General features: G+C 67.8%; 17 protein-coding genes. 4 read left to right on the forward strand and 13 right to left on the reverse strand.

Annotated features, from left to right (window positions below; translation table 11 throughout):
* The 7 genes from G6N35_RS00230 to G6N35_RS00260 are packed head-to-tail and all read right to left on the reverse strand — an operon-like array spanning position 1 to position 6,706.
* The gene (locus tag G6N35_RS00230) at positions 1-1,245 is read right to left on the reverse strand and encodes an acyl-CoA dehydrogenase family protein (protein ID WP_163802276.1); all 1,245 of its coding nucleotides are present in this window, start codon (positions 1,243-1,245) and stop codon (positions 1-3) included.
* 17 nt (positions 1,246-1,262) lie between these two features.
* Positions 1,263-1,895 carry a TetR/AcrR family transcriptional regulator gene (locus G6N35_RS00235; RefSeq protein ID WP_170313103.1) on the reverse strand — a complete coding sequence of 211 codons (633 nt, stop codon included), beginning with the start codon at positions 1,893-1,895 and terminating at the stop codon, positions 1,263-1,265.
* Positions 1,892-2,263, reverse strand: a complete 372-nt coding sequence (locus tag G6N35_RS00240) for an RNA-binding S4 domain-containing protein (RefSeq protein ID WP_246224146.1) — start codon at positions 2,261-2,263, stop codon at positions 1,892-1,894. Before G6N35_RS00240 ends, G6N35_RS00235 begins: the two co-directional genes overlap by 4 nt.
* Complete coding sequence (locus tag G6N35_RS00245) at positions 2,260-3,165, reverse strand: hydroxymethylglutaryl-CoA lyase (protein ID WP_163802278.1); 906 nt, start codon at positions 3,163-3,165, stop codon at positions 2,260-2,262. The genes G6N35_RS00240 and G6N35_RS00245 overlap by 4 nt, the downstream gene beginning before the upstream one ends.
* Positions 3,162-4,400 carry a CaiB/BaiF CoA transferase family protein gene (locus G6N35_RS00250; protein ID WP_163807372.1) on the reverse strand — a complete coding sequence of 413 codons (1,239 nt, stop codon included), beginning with the start codon at positions 4,398-4,400 and terminating at the stop codon, positions 3,162-3,164. The genes G6N35_RS00245 and G6N35_RS00250 overlap by 4 nt, the downstream gene beginning before the upstream one ends.
* Before the next feature lie 3 nt (positions 4,401-4,403).
* Positions 4,404-5,588 (reverse strand): alpha/beta hydrolase family protein, encoded by a 1,185-nt coding sequence (locus tag G6N35_RS00255; RefSeq protein ID WP_163802279.1) that lies wholly within the window; start codon positions 5,586-5,588, stop codon positions 4,404-4,406.
* Positions 5,588-6,706: a homogentisate 1,2-dioxygenase gene (locus G6N35_RS00260; RefSeq protein ID WP_163802280.1), complete on the reverse strand. Its 1,119-nt coding sequence runs from the start codon at positions 6,704-6,706 to the stop codon at positions 5,588-5,590. Before G6N35_RS00260 ends, G6N35_RS00255 begins: the two co-directional genes overlap by 1 nt.
* 193 nt (positions 6,707-6,899) lie before the next feature.
* Here G6N35_RS00260 and G6N35_RS00265 point away from each other — a divergent pair, with 193 nt between their 5' ends.
* Positions 6,900-7,883: an esterase family protein gene (locus G6N35_RS00265; RefSeq protein ID WP_163802281.1), complete on the forward strand. Its 984-nt coding sequence runs from the start codon at positions 6,900-6,902 to the stop codon at positions 7,881-7,883.
* A gap of 137 nt (positions 7,884-8,020) precedes the next feature.
* On the opposite strand, the gene G6N35_RS00270 is transcribed toward G6N35_RS00265, so the two are convergent.
* A complete protein-coding gene (locus G6N35_RS00270; RefSeq protein ID WP_246224147.1) occupies positions 8,021-8,389 on the reverse strand; it encodes a MarR family winged helix-turn-helix transcriptional regulator in 369 nt (122 codons plus the stop codon).
* 166 nt (positions 8,390-8,555) lie between these two features.
* On the opposite strand from G6N35_RS00270, the gene G6N35_RS00275 reads away from it, so the two are divergent.
* Positions 8,556-9,410 carry an oxidoreductase gene (locus G6N35_RS00275; protein WP_163802282.1) on the forward strand — a complete coding sequence of 285 codons (855 nt, stop codon included), beginning with the start codon at positions 8,556-8,558 and terminating at the stop codon, positions 9,408-9,410.
* Here the strand turns inward: G6N35_RS00275 and G6N35_RS00280 are convergent, their stop codons facing one another.
* From G6N35_RS00280 to hisN, 3 genes are all read right to left on the reverse strand, one after another.
* Entirely contained in the window at positions 9,411-10,625 is a 1,215-nt protein-coding gene (locus G6N35_RS00280; RefSeq protein WP_163802283.1) for an acyl-CoA dehydrogenase family protein, read from the reverse strand.
* Between the two features lie 28 nt (positions 10,626-10,653).
* A complete protein-coding gene (locus G6N35_RS00285) occupies positions 10,654-12,036 on the reverse strand; it encodes an acyl-CoA dehydrogenase family protein (RefSeq protein ID WP_163802284.1) in 1,383 nt (460 codons plus the stop codon).
* A gap of 92 nt (positions 12,037-12,128) precedes the next feature.
* On the reverse strand, positions 12,129-12,923 hold the full coding sequence (gene hisN / locus G6N35_RS00290; RefSeq protein ID WP_163802285.1) for a histidinol-phosphatase: 795 nt from the start codon (positions 12,921-12,923) through the stop codon (positions 12,129-12,131).
* A gap of 23 nt (positions 12,924-12,946) precedes the next feature.
* Here hisN and G6N35_RS00295 point away from each other — a divergent pair, with 23 nt between their 5' ends.
* Positions 12,947-13,270: a hypothetical protein gene (locus tag G6N35_RS00295; RefSeq protein WP_163802286.1), complete on the forward strand. Its 324-nt coding sequence runs from the start codon at positions 12,947-12,949 to the stop codon at positions 13,268-13,270.
* Here the strand turns inward: G6N35_RS00295 and G6N35_RS00300 are convergent.
* Positions 13,267-13,818 carry a TetR/AcrR family transcriptional regulator gene (locus tag G6N35_RS00300; protein ID WP_163802287.1) on the reverse strand — a complete coding sequence of 184 codons (552 nt, stop codon included), beginning with the start codon at positions 13,816-13,818 and terminating at the stop codon, positions 13,267-13,269. The two genes, G6N35_RS00295 and G6N35_RS00300, sit on opposite strands and share 4 nt — an antisense overlap.
* Before the next feature lie 153 nt (positions 13,819-13,971).
* On the opposite strand from G6N35_RS00300, the gene G6N35_RS00305 reads away from it, so the two are divergent.
* The gene (locus G6N35_RS00305; protein WP_246224148.1) at positions 13,972-15,144 is read left to right on the forward strand and encodes an MFS transporter; all 1,173 of its coding nucleotides are present in this window, start codon (positions 13,972-13,974) and stop codon (positions 15,142-15,144) included.
* A gap of 9 nt (positions 15,145-15,153) precedes the next feature.
* Here G6N35_RS00305 and G6N35_RS00310 read toward each other — a convergent pair whose 3' ends face one another.
* Positions 15,154-16,518: an FAD-dependent oxidoreductase gene (locus G6N35_RS00310; protein WP_163802289.1), complete on the reverse strand. Its 1,365-nt coding sequence runs from the start codon at positions 16,516-16,518 to the stop codon at positions 15,154-15,156.
* Between the last annotated feature and the right edge of the window lie 29 nt (positions 16,519-16,547).

Raw genomic sequence — 16,547 nt, forward strand, 5'->3', positions numbered from 1 at the left:
TCAGCGGGCCGGCTTGCCGAACTTGAACATCCGCTGGGCCACCCGGCGCATCTGGATCTCCTCGGCGCCCTCGGTGATCCGGTAGCGCCGGTGGTGACGATAGATGTGCTCGAACGGTTCGTGGCGGCTGTAGCCGATCCCGCCATGGACCTGCATGGCCCGGTCGGCGGCCTCGCACACCAGACGATTGGCCCGGTAATTGGCCATCGACACCTTGTCGGAGACCTCCAGGTGGTGGTTGCGGTCCAGTTCCCAGGCGGCATAGCGGACGAGCAACCGGACCATCTGCGCCTCGGTCTGCAGCTCCACCAGCGGCCACTGGATGGCCTGGTTCACCGACAGCGGCTTGCCGAACGTGACCCGCTGTCCGGCATATTCGACAGCGCGGTCGATGCAGTACTGGGCGGCGCCGAGACTGCTCGCGGCCTGCCGGATCCTGTTCTCGTGCAGGAAGGTTTGGGCCACTTCGAGGCCGTGGTCGACGGGGCCGAGGATCGCGTCGGCGGGAACCCGCACATCGCGCAGCTCCACCTCGGCGTGGTCGCTGGGCATGTTGAACGTCCACCAATAGAAGGGGACCTCGAAGCCCTCTGCGTCGCAGGGAACCAGGAACGCAGTGATACCGCGGGCCTGCCCGGGGTCCCCGGAGGTGCGGGCGAACACCAGATCGTGGGTGGCGCGGTGCACGCCGGTGTTCCACCTCTTGGTGCCGTTGATCACCCAGTCGTTTCCATCGCGCTCGGCCGTTGTCTCCAGCCAGGTGGCATCCGAGCCGTGGGCCGGTTCGGTCAGTCCGAAGGCCATGGAGCGGGTGCCGGTCAGCATGGCCTCGATCCAGTCCCTCTTCTGCGCGTCGGTACCGAACCGGTCCATCATGATGACCTGGGGGAAGTTACCCACGATGGACGACTCGTCCTGAAGGTCGTTGTGCAGCCCGAGACCCTTGTGCGCCAGGTGTTCCCGGATCACCGCCATGTCCAGGTTGCTGCCGTCACGACCGCCGAACTTCGACGGCAGCCCATACCGCAACCAGCCCGCCTTGTCGGCTCGTCGGCGCATCTCGTCGAGCAGGTCCTCCCATTCCCGTCGCGGGACGCCGCCGTTGTCGATGTCAGTGCGGGCGAACTCGCGACGCTGGTCGAAGTACTGCATGTGCTCGCGTTCGAGAGGCTTGATCTCGGCCTCGATGAACTCGTCCATTTCGGCCAGTAGCGGCGGAAGATGTTCGGGCAGTTCGAAATCCACAGTGATCTCCTTGCTCTTCAGGGTCCGTAGAGGGTCTTCTGCCAAATGGTGGACAAGGTCGCGATAGCCTCGGCGTCGGTGAGCCGAAGCCCCAGGCCAGCGGTGTCCGGACGCAGGCACGCGGTGGTGAACTGTTCGAACAGCAGCGCGATCGCCAGCGCGGTGTGGTCGGCATTCAGCGTTGCGGCGTGGCCCTGCTCCTGGGCGCGCCGCACGGAGGCCGCGACGATGTCGATGCCGAACTGGCGAAACTGGTTCTGCAGGGCCGCGAACCGTGGGTCGGTGGCGGACAGTTGGTCGATGCCCACCATGATCCCGATGTTCGGCTTGAACATCTCCCAGTACGCCCGGACCACCGCGTGAAAGAAGCCGTCGTCCCGCGGGGACTCCGGAAGGTGTACCCGCAGGCCCGACGGCAGCACCACGTCATGCAGGAACTCTTCGGCCAGCGCCGCCAACAGGTCTTCCTTATCGACGAAATAGCGGTAGAACACCGCCGGGGACTTGCCCGCCGCGGAGGTGATGTCGGACAGCGTGGTTCCGTGGAAACCGCGTTCGGCGAACAACGTTCGAGCAGCGTGCTCGATGGCCTGCTGAGTCTGGCGGCCCTTGCTACTCAGTGTTCGCGCGGCCGTGGTAGGCCGTGTCACCGCAGGCCCGCGCGCCATTTGTCCAGAACGCGGCGCTCACGCTTGGTGGGCCGGCCCGAACCGCGGTCACGGGCGGCCACCGGCACGGCTGATACCGGCGGTGGCGCCGGCGTGCGATCGAGATAACAGGTCACCGCGTCCGCGGCCCCGACCCGCTTCTGGATCACCCGTGTCACGACGACGATCCGAGCCGTACTGCCGATCAGGGCGCGCACCTCGTCACCGGGGGACACCAGGGACGACGGCTTGGCCAACCGGTCGTTGATGCGGACATGCCCACCTCGGCACGCGGCGGCGGCGTCCGGCCGGGTCTTGGCCAGCCGGACCGACCACAGCCAGCGGTCCACCCGGGTCGACACCGCCGTCACGACAGAATCCGGTCTCCGGCGCGTAACAGCGCGCTGGGCAATTCATGCCCGACGGCGTCCCGCGCCACCCGGGCCGCTGCGATGGCGGCCGTCAGGTCGACGCCGGTGTCGATACCGCTGTCCCGCAACAGGTAAGCGAGATCTTCGGTGGCGATATTGCCACTGGCGCCGGGGGCGAACGGGCAGCCACCCAGGCCGCCGACCGAGGAATCCAGCCGGGTCACTCCGGCGGCGACGGCGGCGTAGGCACTGGCCAGGCCGGCCCCGCGGGTGTTGTGGAAGTGCGCACCCAGGGGCAGATCCCCGATCCGTGGCCGGACCTGATGCACCAGTGCGGTGACCCGGCCGGGTGTCGTCGTGCCGATCGTGTCGGCGATCGCCAGCCGGTCGGCACCGTAATCGCATGCGGCGTCGACGATGTCGAGCACCCGCTGCGGTGGCGTCGGCCCGTCGAACGGGCAGTCCCATGCGGTGGCGATGATCACCTCGACGGTGACTTCGCAGGGATGGGCGATCGCGACGATCTCGGCGATCTGCTCGGTGGCCTCCGCGCTGCTGCGCCCCACGTTGGCGCGGCTGTGCCCGTCGGCGGCCGACACCACGTACTCCAGGGAGCGCAGACCCGCCGCGATGGCTCGCTTCGCGCCGTTGGGGCTGGCCACCAGCGCGGAGAACTCGATGTCGGGGTAGTCCGACAGCCGAGCGGCCAACTCGGGGGCGTCGGCCAGTGCGGGAACCTTGGTGGGGGAGACGAAGGCGGTGGCCTCCACCTCGCGGACACCGGTGGCCGCGATCGCGGCGAGCAGATCCAGCTTGGCGCTCAAGGGAATCGGCGCCTCGATCTGCAGGCCGTCGCGCAGTGCGACCTCGCGGATGGTGACGTGTGCGGGCAGCTCGCTCACAGTACCCCCTGAAACTCGAGGTCGGCGATCTCTGAAGCCTTGAGCCCCAACAGGTCTCCGTATACCTCGCCGTTGTGCTGGCCGGGCTTGGCCGGTCCGGCATTGCGCACGCCGCCCGGCGTCTCGGACAGCACCGGGATAACGCCGGGGCCCAACACATTTCGGCCGATGCCCTCGTCGTAATGCTCGACCAGCATGCCGCGGGCCTGCAGCTGGGGGTCGCGCACCACCTCGGCGACGGTGTTGATCGGTCCGCTGATCACCCCGGCGTCGCTCAGCGTCTCGATGATGTCGTCGGGCTGCCGCTGCGCGGCCCAGTCGCCGATGATCTTGTCCAGCTCGTCCTGGTTGCGACCGCGGGCGCCATGGTCGACGAAGCGGCTGTCGGTCGCCAGTTCCGGCTGACCCATGGCGGCGCACAATCGGCGGAACACCGTGTCCTGATTGGCCGCGATCACCACCCAGCTGCCGTCGGCGCTGCGGTAGATGTTCGATGGCGCAATGCCTTCCAGCCGGGTGCCGGACGGTCCTCGCACCACTCCGCCCATGTCGTAGTCCGGGATCGTCGATTCCTGGACGGCCAGGCAGGCTTCGGTGAGCGCGGTGTCGACCACTTGGCCCTCGCCGGTGACGGTGCGCCGGTACAGCGCGGCCAGGGCGCCCTGGGCGGCGAACATCCCGGCCAGGCTGTCGCCGAGCGACAGGGCCAGCCGCGGCGGCGGCCCGCCGGGAAAGCCGTTCATGTGCCGCAGGCCGCTGGCCGCCTCGGCGACCGAGGCGTATCCCGCCTTGTCGGCGTCGGGTCCGGTCTGGCCGTAGCCGGAGACCCGGACCAGGATGATGCCCTTGTTGTGGTGGCGCAGAACGTCGTACCCGAGCCCCCACTTCTCCAGGGTGCCGGGCCGGAAGTTCTCCACGATGATGTCCGAGCGCTCCACCAGCTTGAGGAACAGTTCCCGGCCGCGGGGCTCCCGCAGGTTCAGGGTGACGGCCCTCTTGTTGCGGGCGTGCACCGTCCAGAAGAAATGGTGGCCGTCGACCTCGGCCTGCCCCCAGGTGCGCAGCGGGTCGGGGGAGCCGGGCGGTTCGATCTTGATGACGTCGGCGCCCATGTCGCCGAGTAGTCGGCCCGCGAACGGGCCCGAGATGAGAGTGCCCACCTCGATGACCCGGATACCGTCGAGCGCACCTTTCGGTGGGGTGGTGTTCCGACTCTTCGTCCTGCGCTCAGGTATCACCTAGTCCGCCTTCGCGAAATCGTGCCGCACCAGCCAATCGGTCACCACGCTGACCGCCTTGGCCAGCGTCTCACGCTGGTCGGGTCCGGAGTAGTAGTGGTTGGCCCCGGCGATCTCGTACATCTCCTTGTCCGGATGTCCGATGGCCTCGAACAGCCGGCGGGTGTGACTCGGTGTGCAGGCGTCGTCGGCCAGATTGCCGATGACCAACGCGGGGACGGCGAGGTCGCGGCCGCATTCCACACCGTCACCGTGGGCATCGTCATAACTCCACTGCGACAGCCAGCTGCGCAGCGAGCAGAACCGGGCCAACCCCACCGGACTCATGTTCACCACGGCGGGATCGCCCAGATAACAGGTGCCGGGGGTGCGGTCGTTGGGGTCGACGGTCGGGTCCAGCCAGCGAGGATCGGCCATGGTGCCGTGCACGACGAAGCCGAACTCCTCATCCGGCCGGCCGCTGCGTTTCAGCCCGGCCAGTTTGCCCTTGACCCACGCGGTGATTCGGCGGTTGCGATCGATCTGCGCCTGCCGGTAGCGCTCGAGGAACTCCTGGGTGTAGGGCGGCTGGTTGGGGTTGTCCGGGTCGTAGAGATCGAGCTCGGGATCCCGCCGGGACGGGTCGGACTCGTCGAGGATCGAGGCGTCCAGCCACTCCGTCAGCGTGCCGTGCCTGCTGATGTGCGCGGCCAGCAGCATGATGCCGTCCGCGGGGATCAAGCCCAGCGTGGTCAGATCGGGGCCGTCGCCGGACGGGCTGGCGGTGACCGTCGGATTCTGGGCCTGCTGCTGATAGAACAGCGACAGCGAGCCACCGCCGCTCCAGCCGGCCAGCACCACCTTGGTGTAGCCCAGCCGATTCTTGGCGTCCTTGATCGCCTCGCCGAGGTCCTGGACCACCTTCTCCATCAGCAGCGCGGAGTCGGTGCCGCGGAACCGGCTGTTGCAGTAGATGACGTGGTGGCCGGCCCGGGCCAGGGCATTGATCATCGGCAGGTAGGCGCCGCCACCGATCGGGTGCATGAACACCAGCACGGTATCTGAGGGCGTCGTCGGCTTGAGCAGATAGCTTTCCAGCACGACCAGCTCGGCGACACCGCCGTAGACGTCGCGGACGCCCGAATCATTCTGGTAGGCAATCAGATACGGGATCCGCTCGTAGGCCCGCTGCACCGGAGTCGCCATCAGTGCTGCCCCAGATCGTTGGCCAGCACCTCAGCGGACGGCACCAGTCGCCGGCGGGTGTCGATGGCGATGACCTGCCAGTCGACGTGGGCGTACTCGTCGAACTTGCGGCGGGCGCGCTCGCGGGCCTTCTCCGGAGCGCCGTGGTGCACGCCCTGCGGGGCGTGGCTGATCAATCCGGGCGGCATCGGGATGCCATAGAGCGAGCCGCCGTGGAAGAAGGCGATCTCGTCGAAGTCGACGTTGCGGTGATACCAGGGTGTGCGCTCGGTGCCCGGGACGGTCTCGGCCGGCTTGGGCAGGAAGTTGCACACGTAGACACCGGTGGCCTCCATGAAGAGGTGCACCATCGGTGGCAGGTGGACGCTGTCGGAGGTGATGACGTTGTAGTCGTCGATGTGGAAGGTGAAGGCGTAGTTGTCGCCGCGCCAGCCTTCGACGTCGATCGGATGGTGCGGGTAGATCAGTGTTGTCGTCTGCACGTCGTCGATCGGCCGGTGATAGAGCCGCACCTCATAGTTGTCGTGGCCGTCGTTCTCGATCGCCTCCGGCTCGGGGATGACGGCCTGGGCCGGGTCGAACGGCCAGTGCCGGCCCAGCGGGCCCGGCGGCGGCACGCGGAACTCGTCGGCCGCCTCGATCATCAGCAATGTGCTGGGGGCTGGGTCTGTCTTCGAGGCTGGCGCCTGTCGCCACGTGCACGCCTTCGGGAGATAGATCCAGTCGCCCGCGCGGTAGTCCAGCGGCCCGAACTCGGTCTCCAGGCGCCCGGAACCCTCGTGGACGAAGCACAGCAGGTCACCGTCGACGTAGCGGACGTGAAACGGCATGGCGTGACTGCGGCGGCTGAGGAAGATGCGGCAGTCGGCGTTGGAGAACAACAACAGGGGCGTGCCGGCCGGGTCGGTGGCGTCGGTGGGTGTGAGTTCACTTGCCAGCACATCCACAGGTCGTAACGGGCCTGCGGCCCGAAATTCGGTGGGATCGTGGCGCCGATAGATATTGGCCGTCCGTCCGGTGAATCCACCCCGGCCCAGCTCGTCGTCCTTCAGGCCGTCGAGATCGGCGTGGACCCGGTGCGGAGTCTTACCTTTGCGCAGGTGGGTGAACGATTCCATGGAATCTCCCGAGGTGGGCGAGGGGGTGCGGTCAGGCAGAAAACTAAAAGTGACATTAGTTTTCGTTTGACGCGCTGACAAGAGCCGAAACGCGAAAGCGCCACGCCGCCGACTTTCACTGCTTCCCGACGACGTGTTTTACTCGTCTGTGCAGTCCCAACAAGCCGGGGTCATAGAAAGCTGGGGTGGATTGGTGAAATCCCTGTTCGACAAGGTGCGCGGGTGGCCGCGTCGATTCGCGATCGCTGCCGTTGTGACGGCGGCGCTGCCGGGCCTGGTCGGTCTGGTGGGCGGATCGGCTACGGCGGGAGCGTTCTCGCGCCCCGGTCTGCCGGTGGAGTACCTGGACGTGCCCTCGGCCGGTATGGGCCACACCATCCGCATCCAGTTCCAGAGTGGTGGCGCCAACTCTCCGGCGGTCTACCTGCTGGACGGTCTGCGGGCCCAGGACGACTACAACGGCTGGGACATCAACACCCAGGCCTTCGAGTGGTACCTCGACTCGGGCCTGTCGATCGTGATGCCCGTCGGCGGCCAATCCAGCTTCTACGCGGACTGGTACCGGCCCGCGTGCAGCAAGACCGGCTGCCAGACCTACAAGTGGGAAACCTTCCTGACGCAGGAACTGCCCCAGTGGCTGCAGGCCAACAAGAGCGTCAAGCCGACCGGTAACGCCGCCGTCGGTCTGTCGATGGCGGGCTCCGCGTCGCTGATCCTGTCGGTCTACCACCCGCAGCAGTTCGTCTACGCCGCATCGCTGTCCGGCTTCCTCAACCCCTCCGAGGGCTGGTGGCCGTTCCTGATCAACATCTCGATGGGTGACGCCGGCGGCTTCAAGGCTGACGACATGTGGCTGCCCACCGGCGATCCGAACAACGCGTGGCAGCGCAACGACCCGATGGTCCAGATCCCCAAGATCGTCGCCAACGGCACCCGCATCTGGGTCTACTGCGGCAACGGCAAGCCGAACGAGCTCGGTGGCGGCGACGTCCCGGCCACGTTCCTCGAGAGCCTGACCATCCGGACGAACATCACCTTCCGCGACAACTACCTCGCGGCCGGTGGCACCAACGGTGTGTTCAACTTCCCGGATAACGGCACCCACAGCTGGGCGTACTGGGGTCGCGAACTGCAGGCCATGAAGCCGGATCTGCAGCGCGTTCTCGGCGCTGCCTGAGACAACTGACAAGGAGCGGGCCGTCGGCATCAGCCGGCGGCCCGCTTCTGTGTTTCCGGGCGGTTGGCGGTTCGCCGACAGTAACCTCACGGCGCTGCACGGCCCGATCGACCGCCGTGGCGTTACTGTCGCGGGACTCAGCCGTCGATCGAGTCGGCCAGGCGATGCAACAGCTCGGTGAGCATCACCTGCTCTGCGCCCGATAGGACGGCAAACACTTCTTCCGCGGCGCTGCTGTAGGCGGCTGCCCAGGCTTCGGCCTGGCGTTGTCCGGCGGCGGTGGTCTGCAGCAGGGTCACGCGCCGGTCGGAGTCGTCGGCTTGCCGCTCGATGAGACCTTCGCGGGCCAATGCCTCGATGAGGGTGGACGCGGTGCCCTGGGTGATGCCGACCACACGCGCCAGGTCCGTGAGACGGACCGGGCCCCGCCTGCTCACCTCGAACAGAACCTTGGAACGCGGGGTGGACACACCTTGATCGCCCAGGCGCTCGTCGAGGGCTCGCACGAGTGTCTTGCTGGCGCGGCCGAACGCATCGGCAAGCTCGGTGGCGCGTTGGCGGTGGTCAGCGATGGGTAGTCACCTCCTGTGTTGACAGGAGCTTAGCGGCTGGGCACTATAGTTTGATATCAAATCATTTGACATCAACTCTTAATGGCGGATGGAGACTCCCATGACACGCTTTCCGTTGGCCGGCTACGACGTCCATCGCGTCGGATTCGGTGCCATGCAATTACCGGGGCCGGGGGTGTTCGGTCCGCCGCGGGACCGCGACGAGGCTCTGGCGGTGCTGCGCCGCGCCGTCGATGCGGGCGTCGACCACATCGACACCGCGCAGTTCTACGGACCGGACGTGGCCAACGAACTGATCCGCGAAGCGCTGCATCCCTACCCGGGCGGTCTGGCCTTGGTCAGCAAGGTGGGGGCGCGCCGCGACGACACCGGTGACTGGCTGCCCGATGCCCAACCAGACCGGCTGCGCGCCGGCATCGAGGAGAACCTCCGCAGCCTGGGCGTCGACCACCTGGCCGCGGTAAACCTGCGGGTGCTCGGCGAGGACGAACCCAGTCAGCTGTTCACCGACCAGATCGGCGCGATGGTCACCGCCCGCGATGACGGCCTGATCGGCGGCGTCGGGCTGAGCAACGTCAGCTACGAGCAGCTGCTGCACGCCTTGGAGATCACCGAGATCGTCTGCGTGCAAAACCCGTTCAACCTGGTGGACCGCTCTTCGCAGGCGGTGCTCGACGAGTGCATCGCCCGCGACATTGCGTTCGTGCCGTTCTTCCCGCTGGGCTCGGCCTTCACCGAGGTCAATCCGGTGCTGACCCATCCGCTCATCGAGGAGACCGCCCAGCGGCTCGGCTACACCCCGGCGCAGATTGCGCTGGCGTGGACGCTCGGTGTGGCCGACAACGTGCTGCTGATCCCCGGCACGTCCTCGCTGGGCCACCTCGAAGAGAACCTGGCCGTCGCCGACATCGAACTCGACGAGCAAACCCGCCAGGAACTGAACGCGGTCGCCTGACTACTTCAGCTCGGTGGACGACAACCCGAGCAACCGGCGGGCCACCACCAGCTGCTGAATCTGCTGGGTGCCTTCGAAGATGTCCAGGATCTTCGAGTCGCGCGCCCACTTCTCCAGCAGTGTCTGCTCGGAATACCCTGTGGTTCCGGCCATTTCGACTGCCTTGAGGGTGATGTCGCTGGCCACCCTGGCGGCCTTGGCCTTGCCCATCGAGGCTTCCTTGGAGTTCGGGATCGAGTTGTCGGCCTGCCACGCCGACCGCACGGTCAGCAGGTAGCCGGCCTCCCAGTCGGCCTCCATCCGCAGGAACTCCGCCGCCGGCGCGCTCTGCGCGTGTGCCGGCTTGTCATAGTCGATCTCCACGCCGGCCTCGGCCAGCAGGGTGCGCAGTTCCTCCAGGGCGGCGCGCGCCACCCCGACGGCCATGGCGGCGACGATCGGACGGGTGTTGTCGAAGGTCTCCATCACCCCGGCGAAGCCCTTTTCGACCTGGATCTCCGGGCTGCCGAGCAGGTTGTCCTTCGGGATGCGGACGTTCTCGAAGCGGATCGCGGCGGTGTCGGAGGCCTTGATGCCGAGCTTGTGCTCGAGCCGCTCCACGGTGACGCCCGGGTACTCCCGCGGCACGATGAAGGACTTGATCGCAGCGCGGCCCTTCGACTTGTCCAGCGTCGCCCACACCACGATATGGCTGGCCCGGGATCCTGCGGTGACGTAGATCTTTTCGCCGTTGATCACATACTCGTCACCGTCGAGTACGGCTGTCGTCGAGACGGCCGCGGAGTCCGAGCCGAACGATGGTTCGGTGATGGCCATCGCCGCCCACACGTTCTTGCCGAGTCGCTCCAGCTGTTCGTCGGTGGCCACCCCGGCGATCGCGGCGTTGCCCAGGCCCTGGCGCGGCACCGAGAGCAGCAGGGCGATATCACCCCAGGAGATCTCCAAGGAGTTCAACAGCGCGGACATGTTGCCGCCGTTGACGTTTCCCTTCGGCCCGGCATCGCTGTCGCGGAAGGCGTCAGTGCCCGCGAACGATACCGTGTCGGCCTCGGAGAGCCCCTCGAACAGGGTCGCCAGGGTGTCGAGCTCGACCGGGTAGGCGTGCTCGTTGAGGTCGTACTTGCGGGAGATCGGGCGAAGCATCTCCGCGGCGGCCTGGTGTGCCATCTCGATCACGGCTTCCAGCTTGCGCGGCATTTCGAGATTGATTGCCATGAGAGTCTTTTCCGTTCGTTAGAGGACTTCAGAGCACCACGACGCCCTCGGCGACGCCGATGGCCCGCAGATCGCGGTACCAGCGCTCGACCGGGTGTTCCTTGGTGTATCCGTGGCCGCCGAGCAGCTGGACGCCGTCCAACCCGATCTGCATGGCCTTGTCGGAGCCGAATTTCTTGGCCAGGGCGGCCTCGCGGGCGAACGGCAGACCCTGCTCGGCGCGGGAGGCGCCCCGCCAGGTGATCAGCCGCAGGCCGTCGAGCTCGATGGCGATGTTGGCACACATGAACGCCACCGCCTGGCGGCGGGCGACGGGTTCCCCGAACGCTTCCCGCTCCTTGACGTAGGGGATCACGTAGTCGAGCACCGCGTGCGAGGTGCCTACCGCCAGCGCGGCCCAGCCCAGCCGCGAGAGCGCGATGGCCTCCGAGTAGTCGCTGTCAGCAGCGCCGTCCTCGCCGAGGCGAGCCGAGAGCGGGACGGTGACCTTGTCCAGTTCGACCTGGCCGAGGGCCGCGGCCCGGATTCCCATGCTGCGGTCCGCCTTCACCGTCACCCCGGCGGTCGAGGCCTCGACAATGAACAACGCGGGCTTGCCGTTGAGTTGGGCTGCCACGATGAACAATTCGGCTTCCGCCGCGGCAGGCACCAGCGACTTGACGCCGTCGAGCCGGTAGCCGCTGGGGGTGCGCACCGCGGTGGTCTTCAGCGCGGTGGGATCGAACAACGCGTGCGGCTCGGCGATCGCGACACAGGCCTGCGGCACGTTCTCGCCGGCGAACTCCTTGAGATAGGTGGCCTGCTGGTCGGCGCTACCCCAGTGGGTCAGTGCCGAGGCCACCCCGCCCGGTGCCAGGATCGGCAGGGCCAGCCCCATGTCACCGTACGAAAGCGCCTCGGCCACAAGGGCATTGGTCACCGTGGTGCGGTGCTCGGCGATCCCGTCGAAGTCCTCCGGGACGTTGATCGCGGTGATGCCCAGCTCGGCGGCCTTGGCGATCAGATCGGCGGGGTAGGCGGCGGCCTCGTCGGCGTCGTGAGCCGCCGGACGGAGGATCTCTTCGGCGAACTCACGGACCGTCTCGACGATCATCTTCTGGTCGTCGTCGGGGGTCAGGTCGAAGTAGTCGGCCCCACTCGGGCGCAGGCGGGTGGGCTCTTTGCCCAGGCCCTGGATCTTCTTGAACTGCCGGGTGGTGGCCCCGGCGGTGGAGAAGGCCTGCTTGACGCCGTACTTCAGACCCCGGTTGAGGGGATCGCGAAGGTTGTAGCGGTCCAGGAACTCCTGGCCCAGCAGGGGAGTGATGAGCGCCAGGCCGATGTCGGTGGCAGAGCGCTTGTGCTTGTAGGTGCCGACGGCGCTGTCGCGGGCGCGGGCGCTTTTCGGCTTGGACGGAAGGGTGTTGGTCATATCGGCAGCCTCATAGGTGGTGGGCGGTGCTGATCACGCTGACGCCACCGTATCTTACTCTGGAGTAAGGTACGAAGATCCTGTTAGCTATTTCACACGCCGGACAGCTGCGACAGCGTCGCGTCGTGCAGCAGTCCGTTGCTCGCCACCGCGTTGCCGCCATGCGGGCCGTCGGCGCCGGCGAGGTTGGTGAACCGGCCGCCGGCCTCGCGTACCAGGATGTCCAACGGGGCCAGATCCCACAGCTTGACCTCGGGTTCTGCGGCGATATCCACCGCGCCCTCGGCCACCAGGCAGTACGACAGGAAGTCGCCGTAACCGCGGACCCGCCACACCGCATCGGTCAGACCGATGAAGTTCTCCCGCAGCCCGAGATCGGCCCACCCGGACAGGCTCGAGAACGACAGGCTGGCCGAGGCCAGATCGGCGACTCCCGACACCGTGATCCGCCGCGGCTGCGCCTCGCCGGCGGCCGCGTAGGCGCCCAGGCCGCGCCCCGCCCACCAGCGCCGTCCCAGGGCCGGGGCGCTCACCACGCCGACCACCGGAACGCCGTCCTCCAGCAGGGCGATGAGGCTGGCCCAGATGGGCACACCGCGCACGAAGTTCTTGGTGCCGTCGATCGGGTCGATCACCCACTGTCTGCCCTGAAAGGCTGCGGTCCCGCCGTATTCCTCGCCGAGGACGGCATCGTCGGGCCGCTGCTGGGCCAGCACCGCCCGCACGTCGGCCTCGACCGCCTCGTCGGCGTCGGTCACTGGGGTCAGATCGGGTTTTGTGTCGACGCGCAGGTCCAGCGCACCGAACCGGTCCAGGGTGATCGCATCGGCCCGCTTCGCCAGTTCCAGTGCCACTGTCAGGTCTGCCTGCACATCCTCGCCGCTCATGGCTGCAGTCCTACCATGGCGGCATGTGGGAATTCGCGGTGCTGCTGCTGATCATCGGGGCGTTGGTTCTGGTTCTCGGGCCACGCCTGATGCGCCGGGGTCCCCGCGGGGAGATGGCGCAGGGGACGCTGCTGGTCACCGGCGTCAGTCCGCGCCCCGACGCCGAGGGGGAGCAGTTCGTCACCATCAGCGGCGTGATCAACGGTCCCACCGTCAACGAGCATGTGGTCTATCAGCGGATGGCCGTCGACGTGAACAGCTGGCCGACCATGGGCCAGCTCATCCCGGTGGTGTACTCGCCGAAGAATCCGGACAACTGGTTCTTCGCACCGGCCGAACCGCACTAGGGGTTCGGGGCCTCCGAACGCGCGCCGCTGAGCCGGTCGATAACGGCCAGCAGACCTTCGTCGACCTCGGCCTGCGGGTGCTGGCCGCCCAGCGTGCTGGACATCGCGTTGTGGTAGAGGCCGTCGCCGATCAGCTTGATCGCGCGGGCGGCGTCGCGGTCGCCGAGAGCCTCGTCGAGGGTGTCGAGCCACTGTTCCGAGATCTGCCTGATCGCCGCGCGGGCTCTGGGGTCACCGGCCTGCTGTAGGCGTGCGACCGCGACGAACGTCCGGTCCAGCGGGGTGTCGGCATAGTGTGAGGTGCGGATGTAGTGTCGGGCCGGTCCGTCGGCGGAGGTCCGCATCGCCTCGACGTCGTCGGCGGCCAGGGCGACCAGACGGTCGCACAACGCCTCGGAGAGCTGGTCCTTGCTGGGGAAGTGATAGAGCAATCCGCCCTTGGACACCCCGGCCCGGGCGGCCACCGCCTCGAGGGTGGCATGACGTTCCCCGTCGACCGTGAGCACGTCGGCGTACGCATCGAGAATGCGCTCGCGCGAGGTCGTCATCGCGGCAAGTCTAATTCGTCGTCCACGCGTACCGCGTTATTCGGTTTCCAACTGTACCGTCCGGACGGTACAGTTGGAGCATCCAGAACGAGTGAGGGAGTGATACCAGTGCGGGCCTACATGGAGCTCATCAGAGTGCCAGGTGTGGTGGGGGTGACCGCGTCACAGCTGTTCGCGCGCCTGCCCCTGGGTCTGTTGTCGCTGGCGATTCTGTTGCACGTCCAGGACCGGACCGGGTCCTACGCGGTCGGTGGCGCTGTGGTCGCCGCGTGCAGTATCGGCGAGGCCCTGGCCATGCCCGTGACGGCCCGTCTGCTCGGACGGGTGGGCATGACGCCCATCCTGGTGACCGCGGCGCTGGTCAACGGCGTCTCGATGGCCGTGCTGGCCTTCGCCGACGCCTCCGCACCGGTGCTCATGGCGCTGGGCTTCCTGGTCGGCGCCTCGGTGCCGCCGCTGCTGCCCGCTGTCCGGGCCCTCTACCCGCAGATGGTGCCCGGTGACGGTCTGCGGGCGCTGTTCGCTCTCGACACCACCGCCCAGGAGTTGATCTGGGTGGTCGGCCCGGTCGCCGCGACCTTCCTGGCCTCGGCTGTGTCGACGTCGATCCCGCTGGTGTTCTCCGGTGCCGTCACCGTGGTCGGAACGTTGTGGTTCCTGCTCAGCGCCCGCCGTTTCCGGCCGCGGATCGCCCGCAGCGGCGCCGCGTTCGGCAAGGTCCTGACCCAGCCGTCGGTGATCCTGGCGATGGTGGCCAGCCTGGCGCTGGTTGCCTCGTTCATGGCGCTGGAGGTCGGCGTTCTGGCCCTGTTCGGCGAGAACAAAATCTCCGCCGGAATGGCACTTGCCGCGGCCAGCGTCGGTTCGCTGATCGGTGGCGTGGTGCTCGGCCATCGGCGCCTGGGCGTGCGCGGGTTGGTGCTCGCCCTCATGGGTGTGGCGCTGGGCACCGTGATGTTCGGCCTGGCCGACAGCTACTGGCTGCAGCTGGCCGCACTGTTCGGCTCGGGCCTGGGATTCGCCCCGGCGCTGGCGGCGCTCTACGTGATGGTTTCGCACGAGACCGATGAGGAGTCGGCCGCCGAAGCGTTCGGCTGGCTCAACAGCGGCGCTCTGGTCGGTGGTGCGATGGGTACCGCGCTGGGCGGCGTGGTCGCCGACGCCGCCGGACCGTTCGGAGTGGTCATGGCTTCCGCGGGCCTCGCCCTGGCGGCAGCGTGCACGCCGCTGATCGCTCGGGCCGCCGGACCGGTCAGCGGACTCTCGGTGACACCCAGCGTGGTCTCCGACGACGATCGGCTGTGCCGCACCAGCACGTCGGCGTAGCCGATCGTCCTAGCCGCGACCGATGCGCAGCATCTCCGCGACGTTGGCGATCTTCACCCGAGGCCGGCCGTGCGGTTCGCCGGCCGAGCGTTCATGGGCGTCGATGACCTGCCAGTGGTCGTCGGTCACCAGATGCGGCTGCCGTTCGGCCAACCAGGCGACGAGGTCGTCGGCGTGGTCGGGGCCGACGTCACGCAACGCCGCGCCCGCCAGATCGGCGACGAGCGTCTCGACGGTGTCCGCGGAGTCCTTCTTGTTGGACCCGATCACCCCGGAGGGTCCCCGCTTGATCCAACCGACCACGTATTCGTTGGCGCGCCCGGTGATCCGGCCCTCCTCGTGCGGGATGGTGCCGGCGGGGTCGTCGAACGGCAGGCCCGGCACCGGCACCCCGCGGTAACCCACCGCGCGAACCACCAACGCGACGGGCAGCGTCTCGCGCTCACCGGTGTCCTTGGCCACCACCCGGCCGTCATCGGTGACGAGTTCGTTGCGCCCCAACACGATTGACTCGACTCGATCGTCGCCCAGGATCTCGATCGGTGAGGTGCGGAACCGGAACACGATGCGGCGGTTGCCCTCGTGCCGGGTGCCCTCGGCGTAGTCGCGCAGCACCTTGATGTTGGCCCGGGCCAGCTTGCCGGCCGCCTCGGCGTCCTCGTCGGTGATATCGGCGAGGTCGGCGGGGTTCACCACTACGTCCACCCCGTCGAGCTCGCCGAGCTCACGCAACTCCAGGGTGGTGAAGGTCGATTGCAGGGGACCGCGCCGGCCCAGGATCACCACCTCCTCGACGCCGCGGTCGTGCAGGCACTTCAGGGCGTGGTCGGCGATGTCGGTGTTGGCCAGCGCCGCGGGATCGCTGACCAGAATCCGGGCGACGTCGAGTGCGACGTTGCCGACACCGACGACGACGGCGCGGCCGCCGGAGATGTCCGGGGCCATCTCCTCGAAGTGCGGATGGGCGTTGTACCAGCCGACGAAGTCGACGGCCGCGACGCTTCCGGCCAGTTCCTCACCCGGGATGTGCAGGGCCCGGTCGGACTGGGCGCCGACCGCATAGACCACGGCGTCGTAGCGGTCGGTCAGCTCCTGCGCGCTGACGTCCTCGCCGACGGTGATGTTGCCGAAGAACCGGAACCGAGGATCGCTGGACGTCTTCTCGAACGTCTTGCTGATCGACTTGATCTTCGGGTGGTCCGGCGCCACGCCCGAGCGCACCAGCCCCCACGGGGTCGGCAACATCTCCAGCATGTCCACCCGAACGTCGGGTCCGCCGCCGGCGACGGACCCGTCGGCGAACTTCAGCAGCGAGGCCGCGGCGAAGTATCCGGAAGGGCCTGCGCCGACGATCGCGACGTAGTAAGGACGCATTTTCGAACTTCCTGTCCGGCCCGCACTGC

The organism is Mycolicibacterium anyangense, from assembly GCF_010731855.1.
Classification (GTDB): Bacteria; Actinomycetota; Actinomycetes; order Mycobacteriales; family Mycobacteriaceae; genus Mycobacterium; species Mycobacterium anyangense.

What these genes read in the sequence shown, in the direction of transcription:
- G6N35_RS00285 (WP_163802284.1), bottom strand. Translation starts at nt 12,036, where the DNA reads ATGACCAACACCCTTCCGTCCAAGCCGAAAAGCGCCCGCGCCCGCGAC.
- G6N35_RS00280 (WP_163802283.1), bottom strand. Translation starts at nt 10,625, where the DNA reads ATGGCAATCAATCTCGAAATGCCGCGCAAGCTGGAAGCCGTGATCGAG.
- G6N35_RS00275 (WP_163802282.1), top strand. Translation starts at nt 8,556, where the DNA reads ATGACACGCTTTCCGTTGGCCGGCTACGACGTCCATCGCGTCGGATTC.
- G6N35_RS00300 (WP_163802287.1), bottom strand. Translation starts at nt 13,818, where the DNA reads ATGACGACCTCGCGCGAGCGCATTCTCGATGCGTACGCCGACGTGCTC.
- G6N35_RS00295 (WP_163802286.1), top strand. Translation starts at nt 12,947, where the DNA reads ATGTGGGAATTCGCGGTGCTGCTGCTGATCATCGGGGCGTTGGTTCTG.
- G6N35_RS00260 (WP_163802280.1), bottom strand. Translation starts at nt 6,706, where the DNA reads ATGGAATCGTTCACCCACCTGCGCAAAGGTAAGACTCCGCACCGGGTC.
- G6N35_RS00255 (WP_163802279.1), bottom strand. Translation starts at nt 5,588, where the DNA reads ATGGCGACTCCGGTGCAGCGGGCCTACGAGCGGATCCCGTATCTGATT.
- hisN (WP_163802285.1), bottom strand. Translation starts at nt 12,923, where the DNA reads ATGAGCGGCGAGGATGTGCAGGCAGACCTGACAGTGGCACTGGAACTG.
- G6N35_RS00310 (WP_163802289.1), bottom strand. Translation starts at nt 16,518, where the DNA reads ATGCGTCCTTACTACGTCGCGATCGTCGGCGCAGGCCCTTCCGGATAC.